General features: G+C 72.8%; 13 protein-coding genes and 2 pseudogenes. 10 read left to right on the top strand and 5 right to left on the bottom strand.

Going from position 1 to position 15860, the window contains the following annotated elements:
- Positions 1–76: 76 nt before the first annotated feature.
- Both ACZ7LK_RS11495 and ACZ7LK_RS11490 read right to left on the bottom strand, forming a co-directional pair.
- The gene (locus ACZ7LK_RS11495) at positions 77–1528 is read right to left on the bottom strand and encodes a hypothetical protein (RefSeq protein ID WP_471139883.1); all 1452 of its coding nucleotides are present in this window, start codon (positions 1526–1528) and stop codon (positions 77–79) included.
- 45 nt (positions 1529–1573) lie between these two features.
- The gene (locus ACZ7LK_RS11490) at positions 1574–2614 is read right to left on the bottom strand and encodes a vWA domain-containing protein (RefSeq protein WP_392273096.1); all 1041 of its coding nucleotides are present in this window, start codon (positions 2612–2614) and stop codon (positions 1574–1576) included.
- 245 nt (positions 2615–2859) lie between these two features.
- Between ACZ7LK_RS11490 and ACZ7LK_RS11485 the strand changes: the two genes are divergently transcribed.
- The gene (locus ACZ7LK_RS11485) at positions 2860–3642 is read left to right on the top strand and encodes a DUF899 family protein (protein WP_471139880.1); all 783 of its coding nucleotides are present in this window, start codon (positions 2860–2862) and stop codon (positions 3640–3642) included.
- A 221-nt stretch (positions 3643–3863) separates the two neighbouring features.
- Positions 3864–5213, top strand: a complete 1350-nt coding sequence (locus ACZ7LK_RS11480) for a phospholipase D-like domain-containing protein (protein WP_471139877.1) — start codon at positions 3864–3866, stop codon at positions 5211–5213.
- 107 nt (positions 5214–5320) lie between these two features.
- Here ACZ7LK_RS11480 and ACZ7LK_RS11475 read toward each other — a convergent pair whose 3' ends face one another.
- The gene (locus ACZ7LK_RS11475) at positions 5321–6280 is read right to left on the bottom strand and encodes a hypothetical protein (RefSeq protein WP_471139874.1); all 960 of its coding nucleotides are present in this window, start codon (positions 6278–6280) and stop codon (positions 5321–5323) included.
- A gap of 324 nt (positions 6281–6604) precedes the next feature.
- Here ACZ7LK_RS11475 and ACZ7LK_RS11470 point away from each other — a divergent pair, with 324 nt between their 5' ends.
- Positions 6605–8350 carry a PP2C family protein-serine/threonine phosphatase gene (locus ACZ7LK_RS11470; RefSeq protein WP_471140617.1) on the top strand — a complete coding sequence of 582 codons (1746 nt, stop codon included), beginning with the start codon at positions 6605–6607 and terminating at the stop codon, positions 8348–8350.
- Positions 8351–8384: 34 nt separating this feature from the next.
- Here ACZ7LK_RS11470 and ACZ7LK_RS11465 read toward each other — a convergent pair whose 3' ends face one another.
- Positions 8385–8912: a DUF1648 domain-containing protein gene (locus tag ACZ7LK_RS11465; protein WP_471139872.1), complete on the bottom strand. Its 528-nt coding sequence runs from the start codon at positions 8910–8912 to the stop codon at positions 8385–8387.
- A gap of 420 nt (positions 8913–9332) precedes the next feature.
- Here ACZ7LK_RS11465 and ACZ7LK_RS11460 point away from each other — a divergent pair, with 420 nt between their 5' ends.
- The 3 genes and pseudogenes from ACZ7LK_RS11460 to ACZ7LK_RS11450 all read left to right on the top strand — a co-directional run.
- Positions 9333–9815, top strand: coding sequence for a cation:proton antiporter regulatory subunit (locus ACZ7LK_RS11460; protein WP_471139869.1), 483 nt, complete (start codon positions 9333–9335; stop codon positions 9813–9815).
- Between the two features lie 5 nt (positions 9816–9820).
- Positions 9821–9961: pseudogene (locus tag ACZ7LK_RS11455) on the top strand (cation:proton antiporter); the annotation flags it as partial.
- Between the two features lie 56 nt (positions 9962–10017).
- Positions 10018–11205 (top strand): annotated as a pseudogene (locus ACZ7LK_RS11450) (PP2C family protein-serine/threonine phosphatase); the annotation flags it as partial.
- Between the two features lie 46 nt (positions 11206–11251).
- Here ACZ7LK_RS11450 and ACZ7LK_RS11445 read toward each other — a convergent pair.
- Complete coding sequence (locus tag ACZ7LK_RS11445; RefSeq protein WP_471139867.1) at positions 11252–11911, bottom strand: HD domain-containing protein; 660 nt, start codon at positions 11909–11911, stop codon at positions 11252–11254.
- Positions 11912–12042: 131 nt separating this feature from the next.
- Here ACZ7LK_RS11445 and ACZ7LK_RS11440 point away from each other — a divergent pair, with 131 nt between their 5' ends.
- The 4 genes from ACZ7LK_RS11440 to ACZ7LK_RS11425 all read left to right on the top strand — a co-directional run bounded on the left by ACZ7LK_RS11440 (position 12043) and on the right by ACZ7LK_RS11425 (position 15826).
- On the top strand, positions 12043–13008 hold the full coding sequence (locus ACZ7LK_RS11440; RefSeq protein ID WP_392273103.1) for a GlxA family transcriptional regulator: 966 nt from the start codon (positions 12043–12045) through the stop codon (positions 13006–13008).
- Positions 13009–13461: 453 nt separating this feature from the next.
- Positions 13462–13569, top strand: a complete 108-nt coding sequence (locus ACZ7LK_RS11435) for a keywimysin-related RiPP (RefSeq protein ID WP_110635242.1) — start codon at positions 13462–13464, stop codon at positions 13567–13569.
- Between the two features lie 131 nt (positions 13570–13700).
- Positions 13701–15572, top strand: a complete 1872-nt coding sequence (locus ACZ7LK_RS11430; RefSeq protein WP_471139863.1) for an asparagine synthase-related protein — start codon at positions 13701–13703, stop codon at positions 15570–15572.
- On the top strand, positions 15569–15826 hold the full coding sequence (locus ACZ7LK_RS11425) for a lasso peptide biosynthesis PqqD family chaperone (protein ID WP_392273105.1): 258 nt from the start codon (positions 15569–15571) through the stop codon (positions 15824–15826). Before ACZ7LK_RS11430 ends, ACZ7LK_RS11425 begins: the two co-directional genes overlap by 4 nt.
- The last annotated feature ends 34 nt before the right edge of the window (positions 15827–15860 follow it).

The following is a 15860-nucleotide window of genomic DNA, read 5'->3' as shown; positions in this document are numbered from 1 at the left end:
CGGGGGCACCGGCCCACGGTCCCGCGGAGAGCCTCGGCAACGCCCCGAACGCCGGGGCGGCGGCGGGTCCCGTCCCTCAGCGCGTCAGGAAGCGGGCGGCCGGAGGGCCGCCACCGTCCACCTCGCCCGGGTCGACAGGGCACTCAGCGCCTTCGCCGCGTTCCCGCCGATCCTCTCCAGCAGGCGCTCGCCGTGGGCCATCGTCGTGCGGGCGAGGCCCACTTCGCCGGCCCCGGCGGCCGCGAGGGTCAGTTCCAGGTGCTCCTCGGTGACCCGGCGGCCGAGGCCCAGGCGGTAGCCCTCGGGGTAGGCGTCGAGCGCCTCCCGCGCCCGGTCCAGGGCCCCGGGACGCCGCCGCGCGGTCCCCCGTGCGGCGTTCCGGACGGGCCAGTACGTACGCCTCGGAAGCCCGGTCCCGGGGCGTCTCCTGGAGAGAGAGGAGCCAGGACCGGGCGCGCGCCGCCTGGGCGTGGTCCCCCAGACGTTCCAGCGCCCGGCTCAACCGCCGCAGCCGGTCCGCGTCCGGGCCGGTGTCGTCCAGCAGCCGGACGAGAGCGGTCCTGGCGTGCTCGACGCGACCCTGCCGGTGCGCCAGGTCGGCCCAGACGAACGCGCTCTCGGCACGCTCCCGGTCCTCCGCGTGCTCCCGCTCCCGCGCACGGGCCCACGCCACCGCGCTCGCGGCGTCGGTGATCAGCCCGGCGGTGGCGGCACGCAACAGCGGTACGTCCTCGGGCCGGCCGTACGCGGCGACCAGCTCCGCGGCCAGCCACCGTTCCTCATGGCGCTCGGACCGTACGGCGTTCTCGCACTCCAGCAGGAACCGCAGCACCGGAAGGTCGCCGTCACGGCGGTCGTCGCACAGCGCGCGCAGCACCCCGGCGCGCAGCACCGGATCGGCGGCGGCCTCCTCCCGTGCGGCGCTCTCACCGCGGCGCATCCGCTCCAGCACCTCCCGCCCGGGGCCGAGGACGATGTCCCGCAACGGCTGCCGGTAGGACTCCTCCAGCCGGTACGCGCACAACTCCTCCGCGTTGAGCAGGAGGAAGTCCGGCTCGGTGCGCCGGGTGGCCGCCTCGGCCAGGGCGTGTAGTTCGGCGAGCGGGCGGTCCGGCAGCCCCAGCCCCCGGACCAGCGCCTCACGCTGCGCGTCCAGGTCCGGAGCGAACTCCTCTCGCGCCTCCGCGTCACCCCGGCGCACGGCGGCCCGCAGGCCCTCCTCGTCCAGGCCGGCCGTCACGTCCTCGCACCACCAGGGCAACCGGACCAGGATTTCGAGCGCCTCCGTCACCGAGTCGGCGAGCAGTGAGGCGTACCCGTCGGAGGAGGCGTGCAACACGGCCGTTCCCCCGCAGAGGAAGTACGTCCCGCCGGTGGCGTCACCGGCGATCGCCTCCAGGGACGCTCCGGACGCCAGGCGCACCTCTTCCACGTGATACGCCCGGTCGATGTCGAAGTCGAACGGGAAGGCGGCCTGTTCGGCGAGGTCCGGGCGGCTGCGCAACAGTTCCAGGGCTCGGTCGGTCATACGGAGCAACCCTAAGCGCAGCCCTGCCGGGAGCCGATGGGGGCCTCAGTTCATCAGCAGCAGCCGCGTGTTCGGCACGAGCTTGCGGTTGACGCTGGTGCTCTGCACGAAGATGGTGAAGTCGTCGTTGTGGTCGGGCCTGATGCGCACCTCCACGTCCGGCAGGCCGAGCAGGGCTCGGGCCTCGGGTCCCGCGTACACCCGGTCCGTCTTCTTCTCCAGCACCGCTATCCGCTTCCGCGCCTGGATCTTCTCCGACTTGCTCAGCTCGTAGAACGCACCACCGGTCCGGTAGGTGTGACCGCTCTCGACGACCCAGTCCCGGATTCCCGCGTCCCGTGTCACCGGGATCAGCTGGTACTCCGACGCCTTCACCGGCGTGAGGCCCGCCGCCTTGATCGTGTCCTTGTTGACCGCTTCGGCACCCGTCGAGAACACCGCGCGCGACCCGCGGATGCCCTTGGTGCGGCCCACCATGAACTTCTCGGTGGCCTGCTGGATGACCTGCCCGGCCTCCTCCAGGCCCTGCGTGCTCGTAGCGTCCCAGATGGCGATGTTGTCCTTCGGGAAGCCGCACTGCATGGCCTCGCGCTTGCCCATCTGGTCCGGCACGAGGACGGCGAGCGTCCAGTTGACCCCCTGCGTCTCGATCATCTCCGCCACGGCCGCGACCAGTTCACCCGCCTTCCTCGACGGGGCGTCCGGGCAGCGGTGACTCGCGTTCTCCTGCCCGTCGGTGAGAATGAACGTCAGGAAGCTGTGGTCGCCGTACAGTTGCGCCGTCTGCGCCAGCTCCCGCTGCGACTTCAGCGCGGCCGCCAGCAGGGCCGTCATCCCCCCGACCCGGTACAGCTCCTTCAACGACGGCATCCGCAGCACGTCCTTGTCGTAGATGACGCAGTCCACCGTGTCCGCGAAGACGTACACCGTGACGCGGGTCTCCTGGTCCAGCTCCCTGGACCGGCGGGCGAGGTAGGCGATCTGCTGGTCGGCGACCTCGACGACCTTGCGGCTCAGGCCCGACATGGACGAACTGGCATCCAGCACGAGAGCAACGTGGTTGATGTAGTTCTGGGTTCCGGACATGACATCCCCCTGGTTTCCGGCGTTCCGAATCGATGGATCCACCGTCTCACCCACCACTGACAATCGACCGTGGACAGCGGTCGCGGGCCTTGCCGGACACCGAGCCCACCCTCTCCCGTCCCGCCTCCTCCGTCCCCACCCCCACCCCGCGTCCCGATGAGTTCCGGCCGGGCGGCGCGTCCAACGGGTGGGCGTCGCGGAACGTGGTACGACGCTGCCCGGTACGAGACACCACGGAGGACACCATGACGACCGCCCCCGACGACCCGTCCGCCCCGCCGCCCGGCCGCCCGCCCGTGGTCGACCTCGCCACCTGGCAGGCCACCCGCGACGAGCTGCTGGTCCGGGAGAAGGCCCACACCCACGAGGGGGACGCCATCGCGGCGGCCCGTCGCCGGCTGCCGATGGTGGAGCTGGACGGGACGGTCGAGGTCGTCGGTCCCGACGGCCCGGTCCGGTTCCTGGAGCTGTTCCAGGGGCGCGACGAGCTCGTCGTCTACCAGCACATGTGGTACGACGGAGCACCCCACCAGGGGCAGTGCGAAGGCTGCACCACCACGGTCTGGCACCTCAAGGACGCCGTCTACCTCAACGCCCGCGGCGTCTCGTTCGCCGTCCTGACCACGGGCCCCTGGGACGAGGTGGCCCCGTACGTCGCGTTCATGGGCTACACCCAGCCCTGGTACTCCGTGCGCGGCGTCGACGCGCCGATCGGCGGCGAGATGGGCCACCTCGTCTGCTTCCTGCGCGACGGCGACCGCGTGTTCCTCACCTACTCCACCACGGGCCGTGGCAACGAGCGGGTGAACGGGTCCCTCGGCCTGCTCGACATGACCCCCTACGGACGCGGCGAGGCCTGGGAGGACAACCCCGACGGCCGGCCCCGGGGTCACGAGCCGTGCTGGTCCTGGCGGACGGACGCGGACGGCAACGCCACCTGGGGCCCGACCAGCCGCCCCGTACCGCAATGGACCCGTCCCGGTGCCACGCCCGTGCGCACGCTCGGCCGCCACGGCCACCACCACTGACGCACCGTCGGGCGACGGTGCGCGTGCGCGACGCGCGGGCCGTGCGCGTGCGGGCCGTGTGCGGGCCGGGAGAACCGGGGAAGGGCAGGACGTGCTGCGTACGCAAGGCCCCCTGAGCAGGGCATTCCTGGTTCGCCGAAGGTTTCCCCAAGGCCGGGGCGCCACGGTGCTGTCACGGTCGGCTTCCGCAGCCGACGAAAACCGCCCGACAGGGAGTCCTCATGCGACGCATACGCATCTCGGCGTCGGCCTTGGCCATGACGGTCGTCGCGGCCACCCTCACCGTGTCCGGTGCCGCGGCCGTGACCTCCGGAGCCGGGCCGGCCCCGGCCCCGGCGCCGGCCGCGGCACCGGCCCCGGTGGCGCCGGCGGCCCCCGTGGTCCCCATCTCGCCCTCGGAAGTCCGCGATTACGCCTGGTTCAACACCAAGGCCGAGAGCCAGGACATGCACGCCGGGGTCTCCGGCCATGTACGCCGCCTCATCGACGCCGCGCCGCCCGGCGCGACCCTTTCCCTGACCCTCTACTTCTTCAACCGGCAGGAGGTCCTCGACGCCCTCCGCGGCGCCGCCGCCCGGGGAGTGCGCGTCCGCATCGTCATCAACGGCAGCCAGGTCCACGACGGCGACGCCTACTACAAGGCGCTCAAGGCCACCCCGTCGATCAAGGTGGTGGAGTGCGGTCGGAGGCGTTCCGACGGACAGTCCACCCGCGGCTGCATGAGCGACCGCTCCGGGGCGTCGCCGCTGCGCAACCCGCCTCTCATGCACAACAAGTTCATGACGATATCCAGCGTGCGACTGGCTGGAGGGGGAACGGCCAGGAACGTCCTCTACGTCTCCTCCGCGAACCTCGACCACTACACCGCGTACGAGAACGCCCTCACCGTCAGTCATGCCGGCCTGTACGCGGACTACCTGACCTATTTCAACGCCCTGATGCGCCACGGCGCCTCGGGAGACGTCGACGACGACTACGGCAGGACCGCCAAGGCGGGCGCACACCGTGTCCTCACCTTCCCGAGGAAGGAGGCCGCCGGGGGCCGGCCGGGCGGCGGGAGCAACGACCCGATCGTCGACATCCTGACCCGTACCCCGTGCGCGTCCACCGGACGGACGCGCATCGACCTGGCCAACTTCCGCATCCAGCGGACCGCCGTCGTCAAGGCGCTCAAGGACGCCCGCGAGCGGGGCTGCCGCGTCAGGATCGTCACCGGTGCCGTCTCGGGCGCACCGCACGACGCGGGTCCGCCGATGCGGGCGCTGGTCGACCTGGCACGGGCCATGCCCGTGCACCTCTGCGGCTACACCCCCGGCGGGGGGATCCCGATGCACGAGAAGTTCATGATCGTGCGTCAGGGCGCGAGGTCGACGCTCTACGTGGGCAGCCACAACCTCACCTACCGGGCGCTGCGCCAGAACGACGAGAACATCCTGGCGCTGCGCGACCACGCTCTCGGCGGACCGTTCCAGCAGAGGTTCGAGTCGCACTACCGCACGTGTCTGCCGTGGAAGCCCCGGCCGAACGTCACCACGACGACCAACGCCGCCGACCACGAGGACACCGACTGAACCACCCGGGGGAACACATCGGCGCCGGCCTGGCACGGGGGTCCAGGCCGGCGCCGAGCCACGGTCGCGGCCCCGCCCCGGGACCACCGGGCCACCGCACCCCGGCCCTACGGATCACCGCCGGTCCGGCCCTCGGACGGCAACGCCTCGGGGAGCGTCCGCGCACCCCCGGCCCCCGGCCCGTCCATGTGGTCGGCGGCCCGGTAGTGGTACGCGTCGGCCCACCAGTCGTCGTCCACCCCGTGCCCGGCCGTCCCATCGCCGGCCTCGCCCCCGTCACCGCCCTCGTGGACGATCCGGTCGCCCCCACGCCACCCGCCGTGGTCGTCGAGGCTCCGCCGGACGAGGTCCCGCCGCCGCTCGTCCAGTGCGGCGAGAGCCGGATGCGACGCGGCGCGGATCCGGTCGCCCAGCGGGTCGCCGTACGCCGTGCGGGCGCGGACCGCCTTTCCGGCGCGGTCGGTGAGACACAGTGCCGCCAGGCCCACCGCGGCCACCGCGGCGGCCGCCCATTCCAGAACGCCCCGCGGGCGGGCCGCGAGCAACAGCGCGGCCGCCAGGACCCAGAACTGCATGAGGAGCAGCACGCCGACGCAGGCGCAGCAGGCCCGGAGCTGTCCCCCCTCGTGGTCGGGCAGACGCGGGATCTCGGGAAGCACGGCGTCGCGTGCGCGGCGGTACGCGCTCCGCCGCGCGCCGTACTCCTCGTCGTACCGGTCGGTCCAGCCGATCGGCACCGGCTCGGGGCCGTGCCGCCGCAGGGCGTCCAGCAGGGCGGCGGGCAACGGGTGGCCGGGCGCCCGTTCCGCGTCGCGGCCCGCCTCGGTCAGGCGCACCGCCCCTTCCCCGCCGATGTCCAGGTAACCGCCGAGGAGCAGCTCGGCGGCCGCCGCCCCGGTCGCCCCGTCCGCGATCGCGGCGGCATGGTACGGCTCCAGCTCCGCACCGGCGACCAGCGCGAGCGCGGCACGCCGGATCCGCGCCCGCCGATGCCAACGGAGGCCGATGGCCCCGTACACGACGGTGACCACGGCGCACACGGACGCGGCGACGACGAGGTGGAGCACGCGCCGACGCTACGTGGACGGGCCACGTTCCCGCACCGGATTTCCGCCTCCCCGGGGGGCGCGCTCGCACGACGTTCCGGGAACAGCCGCCGATCGGTGACACCACCGTGTCCGATCAGCGAAAGGCTGCTTACATGGGGGCCAGCGAGAACGCCACCTGGCGTCGGCCGTGGGAAGGCCGCTCGAAGGCCGAGCAGCCGGGTCCGGCACGTGCCCGCTCCACGAGCTTCCGTCGGCTCCATGCATGCGGCTCCGACGACAGGGCATCGAATCTGGCATATGCGCGATGGAGCGGTCGAGACACGAGGGATCGAGGTACGTGCGATGGGCGGTTCCTCCAGATCGCCGAAGGCGGGCGAAGGGCGTCAGGGGTTGCAGCGTCTGTTGGGTGACGCGCTGGACCGCCTGGGCCTCGGCGCGTACGCCGTGGACGCCGACGGGTTCATCGCGGCGGTCAACGCGCAGGCGGAGGTCCTGCTCGGGCGCACCGCGGACGAACTGCTCGGGCAGGACGCGCACGACCTGCTGCACCGGGACGCCCGCGGGATGGGTATGCCCCGGAGCCAGTGCTCGATGATGGAGGCCTTCATCGCCGGCCGGGCACGGCAGGAGGACCTGGGCTACTTCGAGCGCGGGGACGGGTCACTGCTGGCGATGTCCTGGCTGGTCGCCCCGCTGCGGCTCACCGCGGGGCAGACCGGCGGACTGGTGACGTTCCACGAGTACGATCCGGCCGGTGCGCACCTGCCCGCGCCGGCCATCGAGGCGGGGCTGCTCCCGGAGCTTGAGCGGCTGGCCCTGCTGGCCGAGACCACCACACAGCTCACCGCCACCCTGGACGTGGAAGAGGCACTGGACCGGCTGGTGCGCCTGGTGGTCCCGCTGCTGGCGGACTGGGCCGTCATCGACCTGATCACCGACCGCGACGAGGTGTGGCGCACGGTCGTCGCCTGCGCCAAGGACGGTTCGGTCGTACGCCGGGATGATTTGGAGGGGGCCATGCCGCCGGTGCCCCCGGCCTCGCCGATGCCGTTGTCCCGGGCCCTGCGGGGCGCCGGCGCCACGGTGGCGACGCCCCAGACGTACCAGGGACCACCGGACTCGGGCATAGCCGTGGAGCAGCGCAACCTGTTCGACGCCACCGGCATCCACTCGGCCGTCATCGCTCCCATCCGGGGACTGCGGGAGGTTCTCGGAGCCCTCACCCTCGGGAGATCCGAGCGGCCGGAGACGTTCACCACGGCCGACATCCCACTGGTCGAGGACATCACCCGCCGTGCCGGGCTCGCGCTCGACAACGCCCGTCTCTACCAGCGCCAGCGCAAGGTCGCCGAGACCATGCAGCGGCACCTGCTGCCGCAGATGCCCCGCACGCCCGGCCTCCAGATGACCGCTCGCTACCTGCCCGCACCCCACGCCTCCCAGGTCGGCGGCGACTGGTACGACGCCTTCCACCTGCCCGACCGGTCCCTCGCCCTCGTCATCGGCGACGTCGTGGGGCACGATCTGGACGCCGCGGCCGGCATGGCCCAGCTCCGCAACATCCTCCGCGCCTACGCGTGGTCCCAGCAGGAGCCGCCCGGCGTCATCGTCAGCCGCTTCGACCGGGCGCTGCCGCACATCGCGGAGGTCGCCATGGCCACCCTGGTGCTCGGCAAGCTGGAAGCCGGGACGGACGGCCAGTGGCACCTCGAGTGGACGAACGCCGGACACCCGCCGCCGCTCCTGGTCACGGGCGACGGGCAGGCCCGGTACCTCACCGACGGCCATGGACTGCTGCTGGGGACCGAGGCCCGTATCGCCCGGAACAACGCCACCTGCGTGCTGCCGCCGCTGTCCACCCTGGTGCTCTACACCGACGGTCTGATCGAATCCCCGCGGCACCCCCTCGACCACGGCATGGAACGGCTGCGCCGGCACGCCGCGTCCCTGGCCCACCGGTCACCGGAATCCTTCATCGACCTGCTCATGGAGCGGACCCGCCCCGTCGACAACGACGACGACGTGGCCGTACTCGTGATCCGCATCCCGGCGCGGGACCAGCCCACCGACGGGCCGGTCGGCAGGTAGCCGCCCGGCGGGACCGGACGCCGATGACGCCGGTTCATCGTTTCCGGCCGGTCAGGGCCGCCGTCACCGTCAGCACCGTCCCCACGAGGAGCGGCCCGAGCGCGGCGGGCGGGAGCCACACCGGGGGCTCCTGCCCGGGCGCGGTGTGCCACAGCGCCGCGCAGCCGGCGAGGAACGAGAGGCCGATGCAGGCGTTGAGCACCAGGAGGGCCCGCGCCATGCGGCGGGCCGAGGCGCGACTGCCCGGGCGATGGGGTGGCGAAGGAGGAAGTCCGCCCGCGAACGGCCCCGCGCCCACGGGCAATTCGTCACGGGGCGTAATGCGCAGCGTCATTTCCGCACAAGCGGCCATCACCACCGTGACCCCGGCGTAAATGAGGACCGGCGTAAAGGCGCTGCCGAACGACCGTTCCGCCCAGGCGTCCACGCCGTCGATGCCGATGTGCCCGGGGATCAGGTCCGGCAGCCGCGGATAGCGGATCGCCCCCCACACCACCAGCGTGGCGAGCAGCGCGACGCTGGGGAGGAACCACCGTCGGAGACCGGGGGACAGGAGAAGCATGAGCATGATCGTCGACGGTCGCCACGGAATTGCCAAGACGGGACCCGGCCAAGCGGGGGTGTTTTTCGGGCGCCCGCTTCGCATTCATTCATGAGGCATTCATGTGATGAGTGGTCATGTGGCCTGCGCTAGGCTTCTTTGCCAAGCCATTACGCTTCCTTGGGGTGCGGGGTGCTCATTCGGCGTTTGCCCGGACAGGTCGTCCGGCGGGGCGCCCCGCCGCGGCCGCGGGGGAGCGCGCCCGGCCGACCGCTCGACCCGACCGATCGGCCCCGACCGGATCGACCGATCGACCCCGACCGGATCGACCGAGCGATCCGGTCGATCGACGCGGCCGGCCGACCGATCGACCCCATCGATCGGCACCCCAGGAGCGGCGCGAAGCCCGCGCGCCTCCACCACCTCGCCACGGAGTACGCCATGGATCCCACGACCCACACGCGCACCACCGTCCTGCCCGGCGTCGGTACCCGCCACGACCTGGAGACCGAAGCCGGCCGTCACCTCTCCCTCGTCGTCCACCAGGACGGGCGGCGGACCCTCGCCTTCCATGACCCCGCCGACGACGACAGCTGCCGGGACTCGGCGACACTCGCGCCGCACGAGGCATCCGCCCTGGGCGCGCTGCTGACCCCCGACCCGGTCGCGCACCTGCGGCCCCTGGAGATCGACCTCGTCACCGAGCACATCGAGGTCACCGCACGCTCGCCGTACGCGGGCCGCACCCTGGGCTCGACCCGGGCCCGCACGCGCACCGGAGCGTCCGTCGTCGCCGTACTGCGCCGCACCGCCGCCGTCCCGTCCCCCGCCCCCGACTTCCGCCTCGCGATCGGCGACACCCTCGTCGTCGTCGGCACCCGCGAAGGCGTCGACGCCGTCGCCGGACTGATCACCGGAGGATAGAGGCCGTGCACGACACCACCGCCATGCTCATCGAGCTCGGGGCCGTCATCCTTGCCCTGGGCATCCTGGGACGCCTCGCCGGACGCGTCGGCTTCTCGCCCATACCCCTCTACCTGCTCGCCGGCCTGGCCTTCGGCCGCGGCGGTCCCTGGACGAGGTGCTCAGCGCCACCGTGCGCCGTACCGGGGCCTTGGCCGGGGGCGTTCACCTGGCGGCCGCCCTGAGTCAGACGGTCACCGTGGCCGACGTGACCAGTGTGGTCGCCGACCAGATCCTGCCCGCCTTCGGAGCCCAGGGCATGGTCCTCTCCGCCGCCGATGCCGGACGCCTGAAGATCATCGGGTACCGGGACTACGACCCGCGCACCATCGCCCGTCTCGACGGCCCGCCCCTGGACACCGACCTCACCCCCGCCGGGCACGTCCTGCGCAGCGGCTTCCCCGCCTTCTTCGCCGACCCCGACCACATGACCCGGGAACACCCCCGCGCCCCCGCGCTGAGCGGCAAGCAGGCCTGGGCCTTCCTGCCCCTGCTGGTGTCCGACCGCCGCGTCGGCTGCTGCATCCTGTCCTACGACCGGCCGCACCCCTTCAACGCGAGCGACCGTGCCGTCCTCGTCTCGCTCGCCGGCCTGATGGCCCAGTCCATGGACCGCGCCCTGCTGTACGACGCCAAACACGACCTCGCCCACGGTCTGCAACAGGCCCTGCTGCCGGTGACCCTGCCCCACGTCCCCGCCCTCGACGTCGCGGCGCGGTACCTGCCGGCCGCGCACGGCATGGAGGTCGGCGGCGACTTCTACGACCTGATCCGCCTCGGCGACACCACCGTCGCCGCGGTCATCGGAGACGTACAGGGCCACAACATCTCCGCCGCCGCGATCATGGGCCAGGTCCGCACCGCCGTCCACGCCACCGCCGGCGCGGCGCCCGGTGACGTCCTGGCCCGCACCAACCGCGTCCTGCTGGACCTCGAGACCGACCTGTTCGTCTCCTGCCTCTACGTCCACATCGACCTCGCCGCCCGGCGGCTCCACCTCGCCAGCGCGGGGCACCCTCCTCCGCTCCTCCGCACCTCCGCGCCCGCCCCGGACACCCGTGTCCTGGAGGTGGACCCGGGCCCCGTCCTCGGCATCGGCCTCGGCATCGAGGCCGGCTATCCCGTCACCACGGCACCCTTCCCCGCCGGGGCACTCCTCGCCCTCTACACCGACGGGCTCGTGGAGTCCCCCGGCACCGACATCACGCGCTCCATCACCGACCTCGCCCGGCACCTCACCCGGAGCGGCCACCAGCCGCTCGACGAGCTGGCCGACGGCCTCGTCCGCCTCGCCCACCCCCACGGCGCCTACACCGACGACATCGCCCTGCTGCTCCTGCGCAGCCGGTGACCCGGCCCCCCGGCGAGTCCCGCTCCGGGTGCGGCCGTCGCGTCCGTCAGTCCGGAACCGGGAGGGCGCACAGGTCCTCCAGTCCCGGGAAGGGGTTGTCCGGCCGGAGCCGGCGGTACGCGATGTCGACGAACGACAGCGGTACCCACTTCGACGGGCGCTCGTCGATCTGGTGCACCACCGCTTCGAGGATGCGGTCGCGCAAGTCCAGCCACGGGAAAGCCGCTCGGGCGGCGTCGAGCACCGCCCGGTCCACTTCCTCCGCTCCGAAACCGAAGACGTCGGCGCCGATGCCGAGGTGCGCCAGGGCGACGACCGGCTGCTTGTGGACCGCGATCCCGCCGGAGGTGTGCAGCGCCACCGCGTCCCAGATCAGGTCGACGGCGGTGTCGGGCAGGCCGTGCTCCCGGGCGAACCGGGCGGCCCGGAAGGCGCCGTCCACCTCGAACCGGTGGGGACCGCCGCCCTCTTCGGTCAGACCGATGTCGTGCAGCACCGTCGCCAGGAAGAGGGTCTCGTCGTCGTAGTCGGTCCCCGCGACGAGGTTCCTCGCGGTGGCGATGCTGTGGGCGTAGAAGTAGCTGCGGACACAGTGGTTGAGCAGGTAGGCGGGGGAGTGCTCGGCGGTGAAGGCGACCGCGGCCTCCGTGGCCGCCGTCCGCGGCCACGTCCCGATCTCCTCCGGAAGGGTGTCGAGCGGGTTCACCGTTCCGCCCTCCTGCGCCCGACCGCCATCGATTCCGATCGTGTTCCGCACTATCCACCTTCCCTTCGCATCCGCTCATCGAGGTGATGGGGACACGCTAGGAGCGACCGCACCCGCCGTACGATGGCCGAGTGGACGTGATTCCCAAGGATCTGGCCAAGGTCGCGCTGGTGGTCCAGCGCGGCTTCGTTCCGCTGGACGTCGCCGTCCCGCAGCAGGTGTTCGGTCGCTGGCCGGACCACCTCACCGCCTCCCGGCCCGGCGGCAACCCCTACGAATTGACCCTGGTGGCCCCCGCGTCCGCGGACGGGCCGTGGGTACCCCGCGAGGCCGCGGCGCTGGACCGGTTGGAGACGGCCGGCACCGTGATCGTGGCCGGTGTGGAGGACCCGAGCGCCCCCGTGGACGCGGATCTCGTCGAGGGGCTCCGGGACGCGTACCACCGGGGCAGCCGCATGGTGTCGATCTGCACGGGCGCGTTCGCGCTGGCGGCGGCCGGGATCCTGGACGGCCGGAGCGTCACCACCCACTGGCACTGGGCGGGACTGCTGCGGGAGCGGCACCCCTCGGTGACGGTTCGTGAGGCGGAACTGTACGTCGAGGACACCGGCGTCTTCACGTCGGCGGGCGTTCTCGCCGGGACGGACCTGTGCCTGCACCTGTTGCGGCTCGACCACGGCCAGGTCGTCGCCAACGCGATGGCCAGGTTCCTGGTCAGCCCGCCGCACCGGGAAGGCGGACAGGCCCAGTTCATCGAGCACCTTCCGCCGGCCGGCGACCCGGACATGGCCGCCGTGACCGCCTGGATACTGGAGCACCTCGACGAACCGCTCAGTCTGGAGACCGTCAGCCGGCACAGCCATATGAGCACCAGGACACTGCGCCGCCGGTTCCGGGCCGTGACCGGCACGAGCGTCATGCACTGGGTGGCCGTGCAGCGGGTGGCCCGGGCCCGGGTCCTCCTCGAAACCACTCGCCTCGGTGTCGACGAGATCGCGCACCGCTGCGGCTTCGGCTCCGCGGAGTCGCTGCGGGTGCACTTCTCCGCGCAGACACGGACGAGCCCGTCGGCGTACCGCCGTACCTTCGCCGGCTGAGCGTCCCCCGGGGCGCGGCCCCCGGCGGGCAACCCCGGCAACCCCGCGTTCCTGGCCAGCGCGCCGCCGAATGGCCCGAACTCGTGGGGGTGCGCCAGTGCCCGACAGGGTGTCACCGCAGGTCGGGGGAGTGGTGTCGAGGGCGGCGCCGCTCGCGTGCCGATGCCGGTCGGCTCGAATCGGCATCCGCCGACCGTGAAGGGCAAGGCACGTACCCCACCGGGCCCGAAGTATGACCGACCGGTCGAGGGCGGACCCGAAAAGGGGGGAGAAAGGCGGGGATGGCGGCGGCGGGGCCGCGTCGAGGCAGGCCGGTCTCCGCCGTTGCCGGAGGGGACGGCGCCCACCTAGCTTGGGGCACTGCGCCGACGGAGGGGCGGGGAAACCGGCCCGTGCCGCCGGCCGGCGAGAAGCACGTCAGTCCTGCTCATCTCACGACGAAGGGATACGACGATGGCCTACGAGCGTCCCACCCTCACCAAGGTCGGCGACTTCCAGAAGGTGACCGGTCTGGCCGGCACCGGCAGCCCCGACCTGCTGGGCGGTCACAGCCTGCTGTGACACCGGCCGCCTCGGCGGTGTTGTTGACATGTACATGAAATAGCGGGCCGCCGGGTCCGGAGGGTGGGCGGCGCACACGCGCCGCCCACGCTCCGAAAGCCGTCGGCACCATCGACCAGGAGGGGCTGCCCATGACGACCGGCACGTCGTTCCCCGCGAAGGCCGACTGGTTCGTGGTCCTCCCGGACACCGATGCCGTCGCGGCCCTGGCCGCCCGGGTCCGCCCCGGCGCGGTGCGGCAGATCCACCACGCCTCGGGCCGACCCTGGCTCCTGGGACGCTGGCCGTCCCACGGCCTCACCACGGCGGCCTGCGGACGGACCCGCCTGTGCGTGCTGGGACAGCACGCGGTGACGGAACAGGACGCCCTGCGAGCCGCCCGTACCGGCTCCGTCGAGGCCGCCGAACACCTCGCCCGCACCTGGCCGGGCAGTCACCACCTGCTCGTCAGTTCCGGTGGTACGACCCTGGCCCGAGGCACCGTCAGCGGCGTACGCGCCCTGTTCACCGCCACCGCCCCCGGCACCGGCGGCGCGGGCGTCGCGGCCGACCGCGCCGACGTCCTGGCCGACCTGCTCGACGCGGACCTCGACGAGCGCCGGCTCGCCGTCCACCTGCTCAGCCCGGGCATCCTGCACCCGCTGACGTCGCACACGGTCTGGCGGGGCGTGGACGTCGTGCCCGGCGACCACCGACTGACCCTGGACGCCCACGGCCGCGCCCGCGTCAGCCGGTGCTGGTCCCCACCGCCCGCCGACCTGCCCCTCGCCGAGGGCGCCCGGCTGGTCCGCGACAGGCTGGCCGACGCGGTCGCCGTACGCGTCACCGGCGGGGAATCCGTCAGCGCCGATCTGGGCGGCGTCGACTCCACCGCGGTGGTGTGCACGGCCGCCCGTACGGGCACCAAGATCACCGCGTACACGGCCGCGATCCACGACGTCATGGGCGACGACGTCACCTACGCCCGGCGCACGGCGGAGGCCCTGGACACGCTGGAACACCTGGTCGTGCCCGCGACCGCCGTGCCCCTGACCTTCGACCGCGTGGACGCACTCGACGACGCCCTCGACACACCGTCGCCGTACGCCGTCAACCGGCACCGGCGCATGTACATCATCGAGCGGGCCGCCGAACGCGGTACCACCGTCCACCTCAGCGGCATGGGCGGGGACGAACTGTTCAGCGGCGCCGCCGCCCACGTGCACGGCCTGCTGCGCCGGCACCCCGCCGCCGGATGGCGGCACGCCCGCGGCTTCGTCTCCCGGCACCGGTGGTCCCGCCGGGAGGCGGTGCGGCAACTGCTCGACGGCCGTTCCTACGGGGCGTGGCTCCAGCAGGTGGCCGACGACCTCACCCTGCCCCAACCGCCCCTGTCCGTACCCCTGTTCACCTGGGGCATCCCGCCACGGCTGCCCCCCTGGGCCACCGGCGACGCGGTCGGGGCGGTACGGGACCTGGTACGCGAGCAGGCAGCGGAGGCCCAGCCGCTCGGCACCGGGCACGGTGCCCACCGGGAGCTGGCCACGATCCGCACGCTCGCCCGCTTCGCCCGGCACGTACAGCAGATGTCCGAACCGCTGGGCATCACCTTCGCCGCCCCCTACTACGACGACCTCCTCATCGAGGCGGCCCTCGCCGTCCGCCCCGAGGAGCGGGTGACGCCCTGGCGGTACAAACCACTGCTCGAACACGCCATGCGCGGTGTCGTCCCCGACACCAGCCGCCATCGCACCACCAAGGCCCACGCGGCCTTCGAGGAGGAAACCGGGCTGCGCCGCCACCGGTCGTCCCTGCTCGCCCTGTGGGAGCACTCCCGCCTGAGCGACCTGGGGCTGATCGACGCGGAGGTCGTACGCGACTGGTGCCGCCGGCCGCTCGCCGCCGACCTGGAGAGCGCGCTGCTGCACGCCACCGTCGGCTGCGAGACCTGGCTGCGCTCCCGGGAACGATCCACCGGCCCGGCGGACCGGGCCCCCACCGACACAGGAGACGTTCCGGCATGACGATGACCCTGCGCCCCGACGTGGTGACGGCCGAGACCGAGTACGGGATGGCCCTGCTCGACCAGAGCAGCGGCGAGTACTACACCCTCAACCCCACCGCGGCCCTCATCGTGCGTGCCCTCCTGGACGGCACCACGACCGACCAGGCCGTGACGGTACTCACGGAGAAGTACGACGTGAGCGCCCAGGAGGTCGAGGAGGACATCACCCGCATCCTCCAGGAACTGCGTGCCGCCCGACTGCTGACCGACTGAACCCACGATCCGCTGGTGCGGTGCCTTGCCCCCA

Source organism: Streptomyces sp. NPDC039423 (assembly GCF_055598725.1).
The sequence above is the reverse complement of the archived record's forward strand: the minus strand, read 5'-3'. Positions and strand labels throughout refer to the sequence as shown.